The following is a 17,971-nucleotide window of genomic DNA, read 5'->3' as shown; positions in this document are numbered from 1 at the left end:
AACACGGACGGGTCGGCACCGGGCGACTCACGACAGTTCTAACAGAACACGGTGCCAACCCAGCCGACAGCATAAGTACGTCCGCAGAGTTCCTCACTGCATGACCGATGCACTGTATCTCGACGACACCGCGGCGAAGACGTTCGAGGCGACGGTCGAACGCGTCGCTGGCGACCGAATCGTCCTCGACCAGACTTGCTTCTATCCGACCGGCGGCGGACAACCACACGACACGGGTCGGCTCGTCGCCGCCGATGACGGCGGTGAGAAGGGTGATGACGGTAGTGACGAGTGGACCGTGACCGACGTCCAGAAGAAAGAAACTATCTACCACACCGTCGGCGACGACGCCCCGACCGCCGGTTCGACCGTGACCGGCCACGTCGACTGGGAGCGGCGCTTCGCGCACATGCGCTATCACACGGCCCAACACCTTCTCTCGGCGTTCCTCCTCGACGAGTACGACGCCGAGACGACGGGTAACCAACTGTACGACGACCACGCGCATCTCGACTGCGCCTACGACCGGTTCACCGACGACGACCTCGACGACATCGAGACGGGGTTGAACGACCTCGTCGACGACGCGCTTCCGGTCCGGTGGTACGAACTGACCCGAGACGAGGCCGAGTCGACGCTCGACCCCGAACGCACGCGTATCCACCTCCTCCCGGACTCCATCACGGAGATCAGAATCGTCGAAATCGGCCCCGAGTCCGGCCCTTACGACCGAACCGCCTGTGCGGGGACACACGTCTCGGACACTGCCGCCATCGGGACTGTCGACGTGACGGGACGGAAGACACAGGGGAGCGAACACGAACGCATCCACTTCACACTGCGGTGACCGCCCGGTAGTTCAGTAGTTCGGTAGCTCTCTCGAACGCTCCGAGACAGTCTACGAGTTCGACCGAGTCGGTTCAGTCGACCCGTCTGGTTCACGCGACTCGGGTTCACAGACCCACGCGCTCTCTCTCCCGTCGCGTGTTCGAATTCGATAGTCTAGCGAGCGTAAGAACCCAGCGACCGCGTCGGTGTCACGCTCCTCGTCGTCGACGGCGTGTGGCTCGAAGTAGACGACCGGTCGATGGCGTCGAAGCGTCTCTTCGGCACCACGGAGGACGTCGTAGCCGAACCCTTCGACGTCGACTTTCAGGTGGTTCGGCGGGGCGACGTCGCCGGCGGCGACCAAGTCGTCGAGACGGGCGATAGGGACCTCGACCGTGTCACGAACCCGTGCTTCCCACGCACTCGCGTTGGCGGCGGCGAACGACCCCAACTCGTCGTACGTCGACCGATAGAACCGACGCGTACCCGTGTCGTCTCCGAGACCGACCGCTCTGACGTCGACGCGTGTCTCGAACTCGTTACGCCGGACGTTCGTTCGTAACTGCGCACAGACGGCAGGGTTGGCCTCGAAGGCGACGACCCGTGCAGTCGGTTCGGCCGCCGCGACGGCGAGCGAGTAGACGCCTGTGTTCGCGCCGACGTCCACGACTACGTCGCCGGGTCCGCATCGCGCGAGTAACTGGCGAAGGAGGACGTCTCGGCCGTGTTTGTTCACGAGTTCGTAGCTTCGAAAGGTCGCGTCGCCGACTCGTTTCGTCGGTGCGTACAGTTCGTGGCGGTGGTTCACCGCGATGGCGCTGTAGTACGTCGCAAAGACGAGAAAGCGGCCGGTCCGAAAGCCCAGTCTGGCCAGTTGGTGGAGTCGACGCGGGACGGACATGGGTGGATGTTAGCCGGGGGTGACTTGGTCGTTCTGGGGGTTTGACCCCCGTTCCGTGTGGTGGTTATTTAGTGGTTGGCCGAGTGACGATAATCGAGGGTAGACCAATGGTACGACAAGACGGCAAACGAAACTTCGTTCTCCGCGACGAGAACGGTGACGAGGATAGCGTCTTCAGCGGTAGCACGCCTCGACAGGCGGCACTGAAAGCGGCACGCCGACTCTCTCCCGCACCGAGCGAGGAGGAAATCGACGGACACGCCGAACTCTGTCTCCGGGAGAAGGGAACCGACAAAGTCCACATCTATCACGGCTGGGCGTGGAAAGAGGAGAAACCGAGCGACGGCCCCGAGTGGATGCCGGAAGTCCTCACGCGGGCGAACGTCTCGAAACAAGGTATCGAGCACCTCGACTAACCTGCCTCCGTTTTTCGGGGTGGCCCACGAGTCGAGAGTGGCGACGCTCGCCGAAATCGAAAGAAAGTCGAGAGAATAGTCCCGAGCGGATTCGAACCGCTGTCCTAGGCTCCAAAGGCCCAGATGATTGGCCGCTACACCACGGGACTTCGCACGTAGTGCTCCGTCGGACTCCGTGGAAAAGCTTCGGATTTTCTCTCGTGCTGGTCGAGACACACGTTCTCTCGTCGCCGAGACGAGTTCGTCACTCACTGGTCGATTGGTGAAAGAACACGATGACGCTCGTGGATTCGGCGGTTCAAGGCTGCATCGCTTCGACGTCGATTCGTCCCATCGGTGACCGACACGCGGGGCAGTACAGACTGTCGATGCGCCTGTCCCGTTTCGTAGTTAACCCTCGGACGATGGGCCAACTCAACGTTGCACTGCACGATTCACACGTGAGACTCTGGTTGTTCTCCCCAATTGCCATGACATCTACTAACACGTCATTCGATATAGCTTTTACTAACAGTATGGAAAACTTACATTATACACAGAACGGCAGTGTTCCCTCGTTCGCTACTCTCGAACCGGTTCGACCGAGTAGCCACCGCAGTCGGGACAGACGTGGTATTGCACGTCGAATCCCGTACGGCAACCGTGACAGCGATACGCTGGCACTGGTTCGTGGGCGAACCCCACAAATCGTCTGAGACGGCCAAATCGTCTGCTTGTCCCATCCATGCTCGGGGCGTCACGGTCCACTCATATAACGATAGGGGGATTCACGCCGTGACTCAGTCGGCGGGCTTCTCGTGTTCGACTTCGAGATACTCACAGGCGTCCGTCTCCGGGTCGAAACAGTCCGGACACTCCGCGTTCCTGTCGATGATGGTGTCGAGGCGCTCGGCGACCGTCTCGTCGATGACACTCTCAAGTTCGCGGGCCTCGGCGCGGAACTCCTCTACGTCGAGGACGTTCGCGAGGAATCGCTCGATGATACAGTACGTCTGGATGGCGTCGCGTGCGCGGACGATTCCGTCGTCGCTCAGCGTGACTCCTTTGTACTTCTCGTGTTCGGCGAGTCCTCGGTCTTCGAGTTTACCGATCATTTCGTTGGCGCTCGCCGGACTCACGTCGAGCATATCCGCGAGTGCGCCTGTCGATGCTGGTCCGTCCTCCATCTGTTGGAGGAGGTAGATCGCCTTGACGTACTGATCTGCCGTGTTCATTGGTTCTCCTCGCTCATTCTCGTGTCTCCATGATTTTCGTGACCGCTTCGACGCCGTCTGCCTCCTCCTCGCGAATCGTCCGGAGGGCGACCAAGAGCTGTTCGCGGTCGATCGAGAACTCCGCGTCACTCGCTTCGATACCGTCGATGAGGTCGTCGTAGAACTTGTAAGCTGTCTCCTCGTTACACAGTTGGTCGTAGAGAATCCCGTCGAAATCTTCGGGTTTGGTCTGTCCGTACTTCGCTTCGACCAACGTCTCGATGTCCTCGAACGGGATGCTCTCGGCGTCGAGACCGGCGATGAGTCCCTCTAGCTGTTCGCGGTGTTCTGCGGACTCTTCGGCGGCGTGTTCGAGCAACTCCTCTAGCTCCGCGTCGAGGTGGCGGTCCTCCTCGGCGAGCGACTGGTAGTGGTGGTACGCGCGCGCCTCCACGACTTCCTCCAGTACGATGCCGATTTGGAGGAGGCGAGCGAGTTGGTGGTCGGACGTAACCTGGTTGCCGACGCTCACGCGAGACACCTCTTGTTCGAGCGCGATACCTCGTTCATGACAGGAGGTGTGTAGGGGATTGACTTAACACCTCCACCTTTTACTCTGCGGGTCGCCTCCGGCGACCCTCGGTAAAAGCTGGACCAAAAGCACTCCTCCCTTGCTTCAGGCGACTTTGTCGCCTTCCGCTCGGTCGTCGGCCCGCTCACTCCCTGCGGTCGCTCGCGGTACGAAACAGTTACTCTCCGCAGTACTGAAAGCCGGTCAAGTCATCATCCCGCAAGTTCGCTGCGAGTTGGTAGACGTCTCGGAACGACTCCTCGTCGAATTTGATTGCCGTTCCGCTGTCCGAGAGCAATGACTGACGGTCGAGTACACCACGGGTTGCATGCCAAACTGGCTGGTCAGTGTTTCGAACGGCGAAAAAGACTGCTTGACTCGTCTTTGGTCGCCACGCTTGAAACTGGTATCTCAACGTCTGCGAATGAACATTCGTAAGAACTTCGCAAACTGAACTCTTCGGCCCAGTATTGTGGTCGACAATCGAATTCACGTCTGAAACGGTGATTTCCTCGGTCTGGTGTGCAGGATACTGCAAGTGATGGGTGTACAGTCCATCGGCAAACGTGGTCCAGAATAGTTTATCTCGCCAGTCTGGACCAATGTCGACGAACGAGTAGGTGCGTCCCTCGTATTCGACCGTATTCATGCCGAACCAGACGCGCTTTGCGTGGCCGTCGAAGACGCCGTAGTGCCCGGTCTGGTCATCAACTCGCCACGCGATGTAGGCTGCTGCACTGCTCACGGGTTTTTCAACGTCAATATCGGCCCGCTGTGGCCACCAGTATTGTAGCTCGACAGTTACCTCGTGGCCGTCGCTCTGTGTTAGTAACTCGGCTACATTCCCATACTGGATTTCGTCGCCTCTTGGCGCGGGTCCGTCGTCTATCGGCTTGTCGCTGTAGTCGACCGCATCGATGTGAATCTCGTCGCGCCACGGCATCTTTCGTCAACTCTCTCGAACCGATAATAATCCTTTCTCTGACAAAAGCAAAGCGACCGCTCACGACCACTGAAAGAGAGAAAGAACCGCAGAGGGTGCGTCTTAGTCCAGACGCGCGCTGATGAGTTCCTGGAGGTCCTCGCGGAACTCGTCAACCTCGATTTCGTCGAGGACGGGCACGAAGAAGCCCTCCACGAGCATGTTGCGTGCGGTCCGCTCCGGGATGGAGCGAGACAGCATGTAGAACAGGTCCTCCTTGTCGACCTGTCCGACCGTCGCCGCGTGCGACGCTTCGGTGTCGTGGTTGTTGATGATGAGCTTCGGAGAGGCGTCGGCCTCGGACTCATCAGAGAGCATCAGCGTGTTCTCACGCTGGTAGGAGTTCGTGTCCCAGGCGTCGCGACCGACGTCCTGGACACCCTCGTAGACCGAGCGTGCCTCGTCGTCGAGGACGCCGCGAGTCACGAGGTCCGCCGTCGTGTGCTCGGCTTTGTGCCAGACACGCGCGTTGACGTCGAGATGCTGGTCGTTGTGACCGAAGAACGCGCCGACGATCTTCGTCTCCGAAGAGTCGCCGTTGAGTTCCGTCTCGATGTCGCTGCGCGTGAGGCGCGAACCGAGGTTCCCCTCGATCCAGTTGATCGTCGAGTAGACACCGGCGTCGCCGCGCTTCAGCGAGTAGGTGTACGTGTTCTCGTCCAGGTTCTGCAACGAACCGTACTGGACGTAGGAGTTCTCACCGGCGACGATTTCGACGAGGTTCGAGAAGTATCGCTCGCCCTCGACGTCGCTCTCGCCGCTCTCGATGGCTTCGAGAATCGTCACCGAGGAGGATTTCTCGGTGACGACGAGCGTGTGGCTGAACAGCGACTTCGAGTTCATCTCGGCACGAATCTTCACGTCTTCGGCGTCGACGTCCTCGGGGACGTAGATGAGCGTGCCAGTGGTGAACAGCGCCGCCGACAGCGCGGTCAGGTAGTTCGTGTCGGGCGCGATGGTCGACCCGAACGCCTCCTCGACGACCTCCTCGTGACTGTCGAGCGCTTCCGTGAACGAGAGCACCTCGACACCCTCGGCGGTGACACGTTCGGTCGTGTCGGCCGCGTTCAGCGGGTCGACGAGTTCCTCGAAGTCGAGCGCTTCGAGGTTCGTCCAGCGCCGACCGGGCGTCTGGATGACGTCCGGCAGGTCGAGCGATTCGAGCGATTCGAGCGCGTCGAGACGCGCTTCGAGGAGCCACTCGGGTTCGTCTCGCTCGTCGGAGATCGTGCGAACCGTCTCCTCGGAGAGGTTCGCGGGAAGTGCCTTACTCGACATCTATCCGAGGCTCCCCTCCATCTCGAGTTCGACGAGGCGGTTGAGTTCCACCGCGTACTCGATGGGCAGTTCTTCCGTGATAGGCTCGATGAAGCCCGAGACGATCATCTGCTTGGCGTCGTCGTCGTCGAGACCACGCGACTGGAGGTAGAAGACGTCCTCGTCGCCGATCTTCCCGACGGTCGCCTCGTGGGCGACGTCGACGGTGGACTCGTTGATCTCCATGTACGGCATCGTGTCCGAGGTGGACTCGTTGTCGAACATGAGCGCGTCACACTCGACGGACGTCGAGGAGTTCGTCGCGCCGTTGGCGATGTGGACGAGACCACGGTAGTTCGTCCGGCCACCGTCCTTACTGATACTCTTGGACTCGATGGTCGACTTCGTGTTCGGCGCGTTGTGGTAGACTTTCGCGCCGGTGTCGATGTTCTGTCCCTCGCCCGCGAAGGCGATGGTGATGTGGTTGTCCGAGGCACCGCGACCCTTCAGGATGGAGGCCGGGTAGAGCATGGTCGCTTTCGAACCCATGCTGCCCGAAATCCACTCCATGCGGCCGTTCTTCTCGACGATGGCGCGCTTGGTGTTGAGGTTGTAGGTGTTCTTCGACCAGTTCTGAACGGTCGAGTACTGGACGTGTGCGTCCTCACCCACGAAGACTTCGACACCGCCGGAGTGCAGGTTGAACGCCGAGTACTTCGGCGCACTGCAGCCTTCGATGTAGTGGACTTCGCTGCCTTCCTCCGCGATGATGAGCGTGTGCTCGAACTGGCCCATCCCTTCGGAGTTCATGCGGAAGTACGCCTGAATCGGCATCTCGACCGTCACGTCCTCGGGGACGTAGACGAACGACCCGCCGGACCAGATGGCGCCGTGGAGTGCGGCGAACTTGTTGTCGCTCGGGGGGACGCACTTCGTCATGAAGTACTCCTTGACGAGGTCTTCGTGCTCCTGGACGGCCTTGTCCATGTTGCAGAAGACGACGCCCTTCTCCTCCCACTGTTCCTGCATGTTCTGGTAGACGACTTCGGACTCGTACTGCGCGCCGACACCAGAGAGTGCGTTCTTCTCGGCTTCCGGGATGCCGAGTTTGTCGAACGTGTCTTTGATGTCGTCCGGCAGGTCCGTCCAGTCGTCGACGCCGCCGCGCGTCTCGACGTCGGGGCGGATGTACGGGACGATTTCGTCGACGTCGACCTCCGAGAGGTCCGGCTGGCCGGGCCAGTCGGTCGGCATCGGCATCTTCTGATACTGCTTCAACGCACGGAGACGGCGCTGGAGCATCCATTCGGGTTCGTCTTTGTCCTCGGAGATGACCCGGATGGTCTCTTCGGTGAGGCCTTTGTCGGCCTGGAACGACGACTTCTGCTCCTTCTTGAACTCGAAGCGAGCTTCCGTGTCGGTCTCTTTGAGGTGGTCTTGATCTGAGCTCATGATGTGTGCTTGTGGTTGCAGCCGTATTACGCTGTCTCGTAGACTTCCTGGCGGACCCAGTCGTACCCTTTGTCCTCGAGCTCCTCGGCGAGGCTCGCGTCACCGCTCTTGACGACCTTACCGTCGAGCATGATGTGGACGTGGTCGGGTTCGACGTATTCGAGGATCCGCTGGTAGTGCGTGATCTGAAGGATGCCCGTGCCCTGCTCGTCGCGGAGCGCGTTGATACCCTTCGAGACGTCCTGCAGGCGGTCGATGTCCAGCCCGGAGTCGATCTCGTCGAGAACTGCGATCGAGGGTTCGAGGATGGCGGCCTGCAGCACTTCGTTCTGCTTCTTCTCGCCGCCCGAGAAGCCCGCGTTCAGGTAGCGCTGGGCGAACTTCTCGTCCATGTCGAGCAGCTGCATCTTCTCTTTGAGAATCTGCTGGAACTCGGCGACGCCGACGTCGCCGTCGTCGACGTTGCCCTCCATCGGGGAGGTGTCGTAGCCGGGTTCCTCCTCTTCTTTCTCTTCGCCGTCGTCGTCCTCGAAGAGCTCTTCGCGCTCTTCGAGTTTGGCGTTGAGCGCCGTGCGGAGGAAGTTGGTCATGGTGACGCCCTCGATCTCGGCGGGGTACTGGAACGCAAGGAAGATACCCAGTGCCGCTCGCTCGTTAGGTTCGAGTTCGAGAAGGTTCCACGACAGCTTGTCCTCCGGAATCTCGAAGTCGTCGCCGAAGTCGCCGTCTTCGAGGTGGAGCAGTACTTCGCCCTCCGTGACCCTGTAGGCCGGGTGGCCGGCGATGACTTTCGACGTCGTCGACTTCCCGGACCCGTTTGGACCCATGAGAGCGTGGATTTCGCCGGAGTTGACCGTCAAATCGACGCCCCGGAGAATCTGTTCACCGTCCTCCTCTGCGACCTCTGCGTGGAGGTTTTTAATTTCGAGTGTTGCCATTGTTGGTTCGTTGCCTCGTGTGCGAACGGTGGGGAGTCCGACGCATAATGCTTACGCATTCACCCCCTGCGCGTTTTGTGCCGGGTAAATTTATTTTCCGAATGAGAAAAGATCACACCGGTGTCGAACGGGTGTTTCGACCCTGTGGTGTGTGCGCATCTGGCTAGAACGTCGGTCGTTCGGCCCGGCTCACATGAAGCTCCCGAGACCGGTCTGTTCCTGCCCTGACTTCACTTCGTCCCACGACATCCCGAGTGCCTCGATGACCCGCTCGATAGGCCCTTTCAGCGTCTTGTCGAGCATCTTGTCCCAGTCGACGTCGAACTCCTCCGGCACCTGGTCTGCGTACTCGAAGCAGATGACGTCCGGGTTTCGCTTGAACTCGGCGTACTGATAGTCTCGCTGTGGGTCGAACCCTTCTTCGTCCTCCATCCGACGGAAGAACGAAGGGTGGACCTTCTTCAAGTAGAGTCGCTTCGGTTTCGACCCTCGCTGGAAGTTCGTCCCGAGCATGAGGTTCGCGTACTTCGCGCCACGTACCTGTGCCGTGTCGGTGTCGTAGTTCTCCAGTCGCTTTCCGATGCCGCCGGGGATGCCGATTCGGTCGTACTCCATGTTGCCTTCGAGGAAGTCCGTGATGACGTCGTGGACGTAGTCTTTCACGACGTCAACGTCCTCTCCGTAGACGATCATCTCCAAGACGTCCTTCTGCACCTCTTTCGTGATGGGCGCGATGTCCGAGCGTTTGTACTCGAAGCCGGTGATGTCGATGTCGTCGACGTCTTTGCCCTCTTTCCAGACGATGTGTCCGGCGTAGCGTTTCTTCTTGCCCGCTTGGAAGAACCGCCGGTAGAGTTTCTCGAACTCGATCTGGAAGCGGTGTTCGTCGGCCCCGAGTTCGTCGCGCGCGAACTGGTCGTACGCGGCGTTGATGTGCTCCTCTATCTCGAAGGACTGCTCGATGGCCTCTTCTTTAGAGACGTCCGAACCGAGCGCCAGCATGATGGAGTCGGTGTCCCCGTACGCCACCTCGTAGCCGATCTCTTTGGCCGCTTTCTCGGTGAAGTTGATGACCTCTCGACCGGTGGCCGTCACTGCCGCACCCATCTCCTTGTCGTAGAGACGGAAACGGTCCCACCCCAGCACGCCGTACAACGAGTTCATGATGACCTTCACTGCCGCCTGCTGACGGTCGAACTGTTCGTACGCGGAACTCGACGGGTCGTGTTCGTTCCGGAGCGACTTCTTCTCCTCACGCTCGGTGAGTAGTTCGTCGACCATCGACCGGATGATGCCGTCCGGTTCCTTTCGGAAGTGCGTCCCGTTGGGCGCACGGAACGTCTCGCCGTCGTACGTGTCGGGGTCGACCTTCGTCTCTGGCGATGCGTTCGTCGTCACCATACACATCGGGTACAGCGACTTCAAGTCGAGGACGGTGACGTTCTCTTTGACGCCCGTGATGGGGTCGAAGACGGCCCCACCTTCGTAGTCTTCGGACTCGGCTTGTCCCTTCGAGGGAAGTGCGAACTTCCCGTGGACCTTGTGGAGTACGTAGATGTCGACGGCGTCGCCAGGCGTCGGCGCGTCTTCGAGCAGACACCCGACGAAGGTTCGCACCTCGTCCCAGAAGGGAACGACCTCCTGTTTGCGGTCGATTTCGACGCAGAGTTCCACGTCCCGAACGTTGTACTCCAGCAGTTTCGCGGGGTTCTGTTCCCACAAGTCACCGATGTCGCCCGAGTAGCGTTCTTTTCCGACGTCGAGTTCTAGTTCGCCGACGGCGTCGAGGCGGTAGGACTCCAACTCGGTGAACTGCGTCCGCTTGTATGCGTACAGCAGGTCGAAGACGACGCGACCTTTGATGTCCGGACCGCCCCAGTTGCTCCGCCACACTTCGCCGACGCGGGAGAGTCGCTCGATGTCGAGGTCGTAGTCGCTCGTCGGGTTCAGTACGTCGAGGCGGTCGAGGAAGTACGGCGCGTCGAAGTCTTCGAAGTTCCACCCGGTCAGGACGTCGGGGTCGGTCTCGCGGATGTACTCGACGAACGCGTCGAGCATCGCGTCCTCGGCGTCGAACGTCCGGACCTGCACGTCCGTGTCCTCTTCCAGTGGGTCGTAGTTGGGGAGCGAGTCCGGTCGCTTCCCCTCGCCGTCGGGGGCGACGAAGTGCCACGCGATGTACTCGTCGCGGTAGGAGTCGTGGCTGGTGAGACAGATAATCGGTTCCTCACCCTCTTCCGGGAACCCGCTGCGGTCGTCGACTTCGATGTCGAAGGTGTTGACGCGGAGGTCGGCGTCGACGTCGTGCGCTTCGACTTCGTCGTGCGGGACTTGAATCGTCCCGTCGTCGAGACGGCGTTCGGCGACGCGGACCCCGCTGCCGATGTCTTTGTCGATGAGAAAGCGGTTGGGAAAGAGAATGTCCGCCTCGTAGTGGTCGAACTCGTCTCGCATCTGTCCGACGTCGCGCGGGGTTCGGCCGAACACCTTGGTCAGCGCGTCGCCACGGATACTCTCGAACCCGTCTTCGGTTCCGGTGATGGTGTCTCGGTCGAGTTTCTCGTCGGTCAGCGAGTCGGTCGGTGCGTAGAAGTACGGTCGAAAGCCGAGGACGCGAACGTGTTCGGCGACGTCGTCGGCGGTCCGGCCGAAGAGATGGATGACGGGGTATTCGTCGCTCCCAGACCCTTCGATGGTGTAGTCCACCTGTGTGACGGAGAGGTCGATAGTTCCGTCGGCGTCGGGGAACTTCACGTCGGCGGTGTCGACGACGTCGCTGACGGCTTGGCCGCCGTTGCCCGCGATGGCCGCAGCCTCCGCGCTGGGTCGGTCGTCGTCACCTCCGGCGAAGTCCACGAGTCCGCTCTGTTTCATGTTGCTGGTGGTTTGGGTGCGTGGATAAAAACCCTCGCGGTGTCGACGACGAGAGAACGAGAGACCCGCCACAGCGGCTATATCCGTGGACGAAGTTCCCACACGTAGGCGATGAGTACAATAGCAGAACTAGAAGTTCCTGCAGCCGAGTTCGCACTCTCTTCGACGTTCGACGCTATCCCCGACGCGGAGTTCGAAGTCGAGCGTGTTGTCGCGTACGACCGTGACAAACTGCTCCCGTTCGTGTGGATAACCGCACCGGAGAGCGGTCACGACGCCCTCGACGACGCGCTTCGCTCGGATTCGAGCGTCGAAGGCATCGAACTTCTGACCGACCTCGGCGACGAGTGGCTCTACCGAATGGACTGGACACAGGCTATCGACCTCGTCGTCCACCTCCTCCACGAGGAGCACGCGACGGTGTTGACGGCGTTCGGTGAACGGGACCGGTGGGTCCTTCGAATCCTGTTTCCCGACCGCGACTCGCTCTCTCGGTCCTACGACTTCTGTGAGGACGCCGGCCTCTCTATCGACGTGACGAGTATCTACGAACTGGACGACCGACGACGCGGTCAGTTCGGACTCACCGCAGACCAACTGGAGTCGCTCATCACTGCCTCGGAGCACGGCTACTACGAAGTTCCTCGTGGCGCGACGCTCCAGGAAGTCGCCGCAGAACTCGATATCTCTCATCAGGCACTCTCTGAGCGCCTCCGCCGTGGCCACGGAAGACTCGTCCAGAACGCACTCGTCATCGGAACCGAAGGTCGCGACGTCTTGCGATAGGACGTAGGCTGTCCGCATCCACAAGAGCTATACTATGGTATGTCATACCACAGTCCACACATGTCCGACCACGCTAACGACGAGCAGTGGGACAGTCCGGGTGCCTCGGCCCCCGAAGCAGAGACTGACGGGGTCGAGACAATCGAGACGTACGACACCGACAACGGGGTCGTCTTCTACGACTCGGAGAACCCACTCGCGTGGCTCCAAGCATCTGCGACAGTCCTCCTGAAAGAAGTCGCCTGACGGAGGCGGCCGCCCCCGTCAATCACCGCGCTGGCGCTATCGACGCCAGTGACACCAGTGACGCCATCTCGACGAGAACAGTAGACGGCGAGCGGTCGCTCCGCTAGTCGTGTCGAAGCCGAATTCTTTTGCTCGCCTGCCGCTTTCGGTTAGCCGTGCCTTCCGACCCGTGGCCCGACGAACCCGACGAGTTCGACCCCGAGGCTCGGTGGGGAGACCCCGAACAGGACCCCGAAGCCCGGTGGGGCGACCCGGAGCGAGAACTCGTCGAGAACATCACCATCCCCGAGCCACCCGAACCGGACCTCTCAGACGGTGTCGACAGCGCCATCTCCAAGCCGTTCTGGGCGAGCGTCATCCTCGTCAACTTCGCCGTCTTCGCGTTGAGCCTCGGGCCGATGCTCATCTACTTCCGCGGCCAGTGGTTGGTCGGTCTCGGACTCGTCGCCGTGGGGACGTTCGCACTCGGCCGAACGTATCACCTATACCGGCAGTTCAAGCGTGCCTCGGCCGACTCTCGGCGAGACGACGGAGACGAAACGACGGCCGACGTCGACGGCGAGAACGGAAACGACGAGAGCGGAGACGACGGTGAGGGAGTCGATGGAGACGGTGTCTCCGAACACAACCCCTAACTCTCCGACAGCCCTCCGAACGAGTATGCGCACCGTCCGCGACGACGCCGGTAATCGGTTCGTACTCGTCAAGCAGTCGAGCGAGTCCAGCCGTGTTCGCGACCCGGAGACTGGCGAAGAACGCTACGTCGACAACAGTGAACTCAGCCTCGTCGAGGGCGAATCGCCGCTCGTCACCGCGGCCGCAGGCGTCCCGGCGTCCGTTCGTCGCGTGCTCACCGCCGTCCCGAACGAGCGGGCACTCGGACTGCTGTTCGAACTCGCCGACCGTGGCCCCGTCCCCGTCGTCGACCTCCTCGGTGCGTACGACCTCTGTGAGTCCGACCTTCACGGCCTGCTCACCGAGTTCCGCGCCGCAGGACTGGTCGAAGAGACCACGGTGTTCGGCGAGCGTGGCTACGGCGCGACCGACCTCGCCAGAGACGCCGTCGACGAACTCAGAGCCTGAGTCCGTTCTCAGTCGTTGGTACCCGCGAGCGATTCGACCGCCGCCAGCGACGCAGCGTCCGCTCGACCGACAGTCGACCGATTGGTCGTACTGTTCTTCTCGACGGTCACTAAGTCGTCTGCCGCGCCGACGAGTTCGTCGTCGTGACTGACGATGATTATCTGCCGGACCCCGAGCGCCCGCATCTCCTCGACGAGGTCGACGAGACGCGAGACGTGCCCCGAATCGAGGAACACGGTCGGTTCGTCGAGGATGAGCGGCGGCAGCGGTGCCGTCCCCTCGATACCCTCTGCCAACAAGCGGTAGATGGCACACCGGAGACTGAGGTTGAACAGCGCGCGCTCGCCACCCGATAGCTGTTCGGGGTCGAGCGCCTGCCCGTCCTTCTGGAAGACAGTGAGTTCGTACTCGCCGTCGAGTCGAATCGTCGAGTAGGCGTCGTTGCCGTAGACGAGGTCGAACGTCTCGTTGAGCATCCGTTCGAGGCTCTCGACGTTCCGCTGTCTGAGGTCGGCCCGCAAGTCACCGTACAACCCCTCTAACTCCTCGGTCTCCTCGTGGAGCGATTCGAGGGCGGCGACGCGTGTTGCCACCGACTCGCGCTGCTCGCGGAGGGTCTCTAACTGCTCGATGGCGTTGTTCACGCTACCGATGGCGTTCTGGAGTTCGTCTCGCCGCTCGGCGAGACGGTCGAGTTCGGCTTCGACCTTCTCGAGATAGTCGACTGCGTTCTGTTTCTGCGAGCGCGCCTGTTCGACCTGTTCCTCGTCGACCTCGCCACGTAAGTCGTCTCGCTGGTCGCGTTTCCCCGCGAGATATTCGCGGCGCTCGTCGTTCCGTTCGTCGAGGTCCGTTCGTTTCTCCCGCAGGCGTTCAGCTCGCTCCTCGGCCTCCTCGATTCGCTCGCGGAGGTCGGCGAGACGTTCCAGTTGCGCCTGTTTCGCGTCGATGGCGTCGAGTTCGGTCTCTATCTCTTCGACCGTCTCGCGTGCCTCGGCTGCTTCCTCCGCCTTCCCCTCGGCGACTTCGCGGGTGTTCTCTGCCTGCGTCGCGAGTTCGTCGGCCTCCTCACGGAGCGTCTCGGCCTCTGTGCGCTTCTCGTCGACCGTCTCGGCCTTCTGTTCGACGAGTTGCTCGACGTTCTCGCGGTTCGACCGCAGCGACTCGATCTCTGCCTCCGTCTCGACGAGGTCCTTCGCCCGGTCGATGGCGGCGTCCAGCGACTCGCGGTCGGCCTGCAACTCGTCGAGTTCTGTCTCCAGTTCGGACACGCGGGCGCGGTCCTCGTCGAGCGTGTCGACGTGCGGCGAGTCCTCGACAGGTTGGCCACACTCGGGGCACTTGCCCTCGTCGAGCAGTCGCTCGGCCTCTGTGACGCTGTTTCGGACGGTCTTCAACTCTGTCCGCACGTTCTCGATTTCGTCACGGAGTGATTCGCGCTCCTCACGCAAGTCAGCGAGGTGTGTCGACGCCTCGCCGAGTTCGATGTCCGCCTCCGCCGTGTCGAATGCGGTCTTCAGTTTGGCAATCTCGTCGGCCATCTCGTCGAGCGTCTCCCGCCGACTGTCGAGTTCCTCGGTCGCCGTCTCGACTTCCGTGTCGAGTCGGTCTGCTCGGGCGCGTTTGTCGTCCGCTCGCGACCGGCGGTCGTCGGCCTTCTCACTGAGGTTGCCAGACTGGTTGTCGAGCGCCTGTGCGTGCATTCGGGCCTCGTTGAGTGTCTCCGACTGCTCCGTCTCCTGCTCGTCGAGGGTGTCGAGACGTGACTCGATGGCTGACTCGCTTGCGGTCTCCAGCGTCGTCTCGGCGAGCACGTCTGCGGTCGTCGATTCGAGTTCCGTCTTTTGCGCTTGTGTCTCACGAATCTCGTCGCGGAGGTCGTCTCGCTCGCGCTCGGTCTCGGCGATTTTCGACTCCAACTCCTCGATTTCGTCGGCCAACTCGTCGAGTCGTTCACGCTTCTCCTCGTAGCTTTCGAGCGTCGCCTGCGCCTCGTCTCTGCTCGACTCTGCTCGTTCTCTGTTCTCGCGGTGACGCTCGAGGTCGTCGTCGATGCTCTTCAGTTTGCTCTCCAACTCGTTGAGTCGTCCGTGGAGGTCCTGTTCCTCTCGCTCCTGAATCTGGGTGTCCAGTTCGTCGAGCGCGCCGCGTTTGTTGGCGAGGATGTCGTCGACGCCGAGTCGCGCCTGTCCGGCGCGCTCGCGATACTCCTCTAGCTTTCCTAGCTGGAGGAGGTCGTCTATCATGTCCTGTCGCTGGCGGGGTGTCGCGTTGATGAGTTTGTTCACCTCGCCCTGCCGGACGTACGCGCAGTTGACGAACGCCTCGGCGTCCATCCGCAGGAGTTCGGTGACGAACCGACGGACGTCGCGCGACCCGTCGACGGTCGTGTCGGGGCCTTCGAGCACGCACTTCGCCGTCAGCGTTCGCTCACCCGACCGGCGGAGTCGACGCTCGATGTGGTAGGACTCGCCGTCGTGCGTGAACCACAGCTCGATTTCGGCGTCCTCTTCGCCGTTCGTGATGACGTCGTCGAGCGTCCCGTCGAGTGCTTTCGAGCCGTAGAGTGCGAAGAAACAGGCGTCTAGGAGCGACGACTTCCCGCTGCCGTTCAACCCGTGGATGACTGTGACGCCGTCGTCGAGGCCGAGGTCGGCGTCGGCGTACGGTTTGAAGTTCTCCAGTCGGAGGCGGTCGAATCTCACAGGTAGTCCTCCATGGAGATTTGGCCGTCACTCGGTGGTGTCTCGGCTTCCTCGCGCACTGTCTCTTCGTCGGGGTCGCTATCGTCGCTGTCGTTGGACGTGTCGCTGTCGTCGACAGTGCCGACAGCGTCGGAGTCTGGTTCAGGTTTGGCGTCGGTCCCTTCGGCTTCCTCGGCTTCCGCAGGGTCTCCGGGTTCGTCGTCGGCCCCCGGTGCGCGCGCAAACGCACTCTCGTCTTCGACGAGCGATTCGACGCGGGCTTTCACCTCCTCTCGGACCTTGCTGTCGGGTGTCTTGCTCGCGCGAACCGTCTCGTCGATGTCGAGTGCGGCCTTCGACAGGCCGAGGTCGGAGATACGTTCGCGGACGGCGTCGTCCGGGTCGGCGAAACTCACCGAGAGGTCGGTCTCTGTTCCCTCTATCTCTCGTCGGTCTTTCACGCGAGCGATGAGTGCGCCGCGGTCTGCGGCGAACTCTTCGATGCTCGCGGGCGTCACCGGGTCGCCCTCGCCGGTGATGTCGACGATGGCGACGGCCTCCGAGAGGTCGTGTTGCCGGACCTGCTCGCGCACGCGTTCGATACCTTCTCCCTCGGCGAGGTCGACGTCGACGAAGGCGAAGGGACGCGTCTCGAGCGCTTTTCGGCGGATGTCGACGTCGGGACCGAACTCGACGACGTTGTAGCCGCGTCCGGGTTCTTCGCTCGCGCTCGCGCGCTCGGTGGACCCGCAGTACGTGACCCACGTGCCGTCGACCTGCGCCTCGTCGGCTTTGTGGTTGTCGCCGAGGAGGACGGCGTCGAAGTCGACGTTCGACTCGGTCAGGACGGTTTCCGTATCCCAGTTCGCGTGTGCGAACGGGGTGAAGAGGCCGTGGCTGACGAGCGCCGCGAAGTCGGCGTCGTGCGGCGTGAACTGGTACTCCAACTCGTCTCGACGCGACTCTGGGACGTGGTCGAGACCGTAGAACGCCGTGTTACCGAGGACGTGTGGCTCGGAGCCGAGTCGAACGGCGAGTCCGAGGTTCTCGAAGAGGTCGAGCCACTGCCCACCACGGGTCGACTCGTGGTTGCCGACGACGGCGAGGAAGGGAATCTCGGCGTCGGAGAGTGTCCGGAGCGCAGAGAGCGTCCCGAGGAGGTCCTGCAGGTCGGGGCGTCGGTCGTGAAAGAGGTCGCCCGCGTGAACGACGGCGTCGACGTCGGCCGCGATGGCGTCGTCGACGACCTGTTCGAACGCAGCGAGGAAGTCGTGGCGGCGTTCCGGCGAGTGGTACTGCTGATACCCGATGTGGGTGTCGCCGGTGTGTATCACCCGTGTCATCTGTCACCTCTTTGGCCAGCCCTCATTAAAGGCGTTCCGCGAGCGGAGTGAATGTGGTCGTCGTGCGTGTCGTCCTCGTCGTCCTCGTTACCGTCGGCCGCTCGCCGGTACCGCCGTAGCGTGTCGAGCGCCTGTTGACCGCGACGAGCGAGTCGCTCTTCGCCTCTGTCGTCGGCCGTCCGGACGGCTTCGCAGAGTCGGTCGACACCCACTTTCTCACAGAACTCTGCTGCGTCGCCGACGAACCTCAGCGAGTCCGTCGCATATTCGATATACCGCCGGTGGGTTGCCGCCGCTGGTCTCTGATGTGTCTCGTACGCGAGCGCTCGGAGTGCTCGCTTGACAGTAGTCGGGTCGCCCATCCGTAGAGAGAGGTGGCTGCGGCTTCGCGTATAACGATTCGCGTAATCAGCGTCG

General features: G+C 61.7%; 17 protein-coding genes and 1 tRNA gene. 6 read left to right on the top strand and 12 right to left on the bottom strand.

Translation table 11 applies throughout. From position 1 onward, the window contains the following. Positions 1-100: 100 nt before the first annotated feature. Positions 101-847, top strand: a complete 747-nt coding sequence (locus BM083_RS10610; RefSeq protein ID WP_089869258.1) for an alanyl-tRNA editing protein — start codon at positions 101-103, stop codon at positions 845-847. Positions 848-898: 51 nt separating this feature from the next. On the opposite strand, the gene BM083_RS10605 is transcribed toward BM083_RS10610, so the two are convergent. After that, positions 899-1,729, bottom strand: coding sequence for an FkbM family methyltransferase (locus tag BM083_RS10605; protein WP_089869255.1), 831 nt, complete (start codon positions 1,727-1,729; stop codon positions 899-901). Between the two features lie 107 nt (positions 1,730-1,836). Here BM083_RS10605 and BM083_RS10600 point away from each other — a divergent pair, with 107 nt between their 5' ends. Then, entirely contained in the window at positions 1,837-2,145 is a 309-nt protein-coding gene (locus tag BM083_RS10600; RefSeq protein WP_009366172.1) for a non-histone chromosomal MC1 family protein, read from the top strand. Between the two features lie 76 nt (positions 2,146-2,221). On the opposite strand, the gene BM083_RS10595 is transcribed toward BM083_RS10600, so the two are convergent. The 8 genes from BM083_RS10595 to BM083_RS10560 all read right to left on the bottom strand — a co-directional run bounded on the left by BM083_RS10595 (position 2,222) and on the right by BM083_RS10560 (position 11,412). Next, positions 2,222-2,294: transfer RNA gene (locus BM083_RS10595), tRNA-Gln, on the bottom strand. 630 nt (positions 2,295-2,924) lie between these two features. Further along, positions 2,925-3,359: a metal-dependent transcriptional regulator gene (locus tag BM083_RS10590; RefSeq protein ID WP_009366184.1), complete on the bottom strand. Its 435-nt coding sequence runs from the start codon at positions 3,357-3,359 to the stop codon at positions 2,925-2,927. Positions 3,360-3,372: 13 nt separating this feature from the next. Continuing rightward, positions 3,373-3,870: a rubrerythrin gene (locus tag BM083_RS10585; protein ID WP_089869252.1), complete on the bottom strand. Its 498-nt coding sequence runs from the start codon at positions 3,868-3,870 to the stop codon at positions 3,373-3,375. Positions 3,871-4,087: 217 nt separating this feature from the next. Continuing rightward, entirely contained in the window at positions 4,088-4,852 is a 765-nt protein-coding gene (locus tag BM083_RS10580; protein WP_089869250.1) for a hypothetical protein, read from the bottom strand. Positions 4,853-4,954: 102 nt separating this feature from the next. Then, positions 4,955-6,169 (bottom strand): Fe-S cluster assembly protein SufD, encoded by a 1,215-nt coding sequence (gene sufD, locus BM083_RS10575; RefSeq protein ID WP_089869248.1) that lies wholly within the window; start codon positions 6,167-6,169, stop codon positions 4,955-4,957. Next, complete coding sequence (gene sufB, locus BM083_RS10570; protein ID WP_089869246.1) at positions 6,170-7,600, bottom strand: Fe-S cluster assembly protein SufB; 1,431 nt, start codon at positions 7,598-7,600, stop codon at positions 6,170-6,172. Positions 7,601-7,626: 26 nt separating this feature from the next. Continuing rightward, positions 7,627-8,538: an ABC transporter ATP-binding protein gene (locus tag BM083_RS10565; protein WP_089869244.1), complete on the bottom strand. Its 912-nt coding sequence runs from the start codon at positions 8,536-8,538 to the stop codon at positions 7,627-7,629. A 189-nt stretch (positions 8,539-8,727) separates the two neighbouring features. Next, positions 8,728-11,412, bottom strand: a complete 2,685-nt coding sequence (locus BM083_RS10560) for a DNA-directed DNA polymerase (protein WP_089869241.1) — start codon at positions 11,410-11,412, stop codon at positions 8,728-8,730. Between the two features lie 111 nt (positions 11,413-11,523). Here BM083_RS10560 and BM083_RS10555 point away from each other — a divergent pair, with 111 nt between their 5' ends. The 4 genes from BM083_RS10555 (at position 11,524) to BM083_RS10540 (ending at position 13,527) form a co-directional block, all read left to right on the top strand. Next, entirely contained in the window at positions 11,524-12,198 is a 675-nt protein-coding gene (locus BM083_RS10555; RefSeq protein WP_009366191.1) for a helix-turn-helix domain-containing protein, read from the top strand. A gap of 60 nt (positions 12,199-12,258) precedes the next feature. Further along, positions 12,259-12,444 (top strand): DUF7331 family protein, encoded by a 186-nt coding sequence (locus BM083_RS10550; RefSeq protein ID WP_009366192.1) that lies wholly within the window; start codon positions 12,259-12,261, stop codon positions 12,442-12,444. A gap of 155 nt (positions 12,445-12,599) precedes the next feature. Next, positions 12,600-13,079 (top strand): DUF7322 domain-containing protein, encoded by a 480-nt coding sequence (locus BM083_RS10545; RefSeq protein WP_245756878.1) that lies wholly within the window; start codon positions 12,600-12,602, stop codon positions 13,077-13,079. Between the two features lie 25 nt (positions 13,080-13,104). Beyond that, positions 13,105-13,527, top strand: coding sequence for a DUF7346 family protein (locus BM083_RS10540; protein ID WP_089869236.1), 423 nt, complete (start codon positions 13,105-13,107; stop codon positions 13,525-13,527). Between the two features lie 8 nt (positions 13,528-13,535). Here the strand turns inward: BM083_RS10540 and rad50 are convergent, their stop codons facing one another. From rad50 to BM083_RS10525, 3 genes are read right to left on the bottom strand one after another with little or no spacing between them, the layout of a single operon-like run. Continuing rightward, positions 13,536-16,232 (bottom strand): DNA double-strand break repair ATPase Rad50, encoded by a 2,697-nt coding sequence (gene rad50, locus BM083_RS10535; RefSeq protein ID WP_089869234.1) that lies wholly within the window; start codon positions 16,230-16,232, stop codon positions 13,536-13,538. Then, positions 16,229-17,554: a DNA double-strand break repair protein Mre11 gene (gene mre11 / locus BM083_RS10530; RefSeq protein WP_089869232.1), complete on the bottom strand. Its 1,326-nt coding sequence runs from the start codon at positions 17,552-17,554 to the stop codon at positions 16,229-16,231. The genes rad50 and mre11 overlap by 4 nt, the downstream gene beginning before the upstream one ends. Next, complete coding sequence (locus tag BM083_RS10525; protein WP_089869230.1) at positions 17,551-17,916, bottom strand: DUF7966 family protein; 366 nt, start codon at positions 17,914-17,916, stop codon at positions 17,551-17,553. The genes mre11 and BM083_RS10525 overlap by 4 nt, the downstream gene beginning before the upstream one ends. Positions 17,917-17,971: the final 55 nt, after the last annotated feature.

The organism is Halogranum rubrum (assembly GCF_900114455.1).
GTDB lineage: Archaea > Halobacteriota > Halobacteria > Halobacteriales > Haloferacaceae > Halogranum > Halogranum rubrum.
Note: the sequence above shows the minus strand (reverse complement) of the source record. Positions and strands in the feature narration are given on the sequence as shown.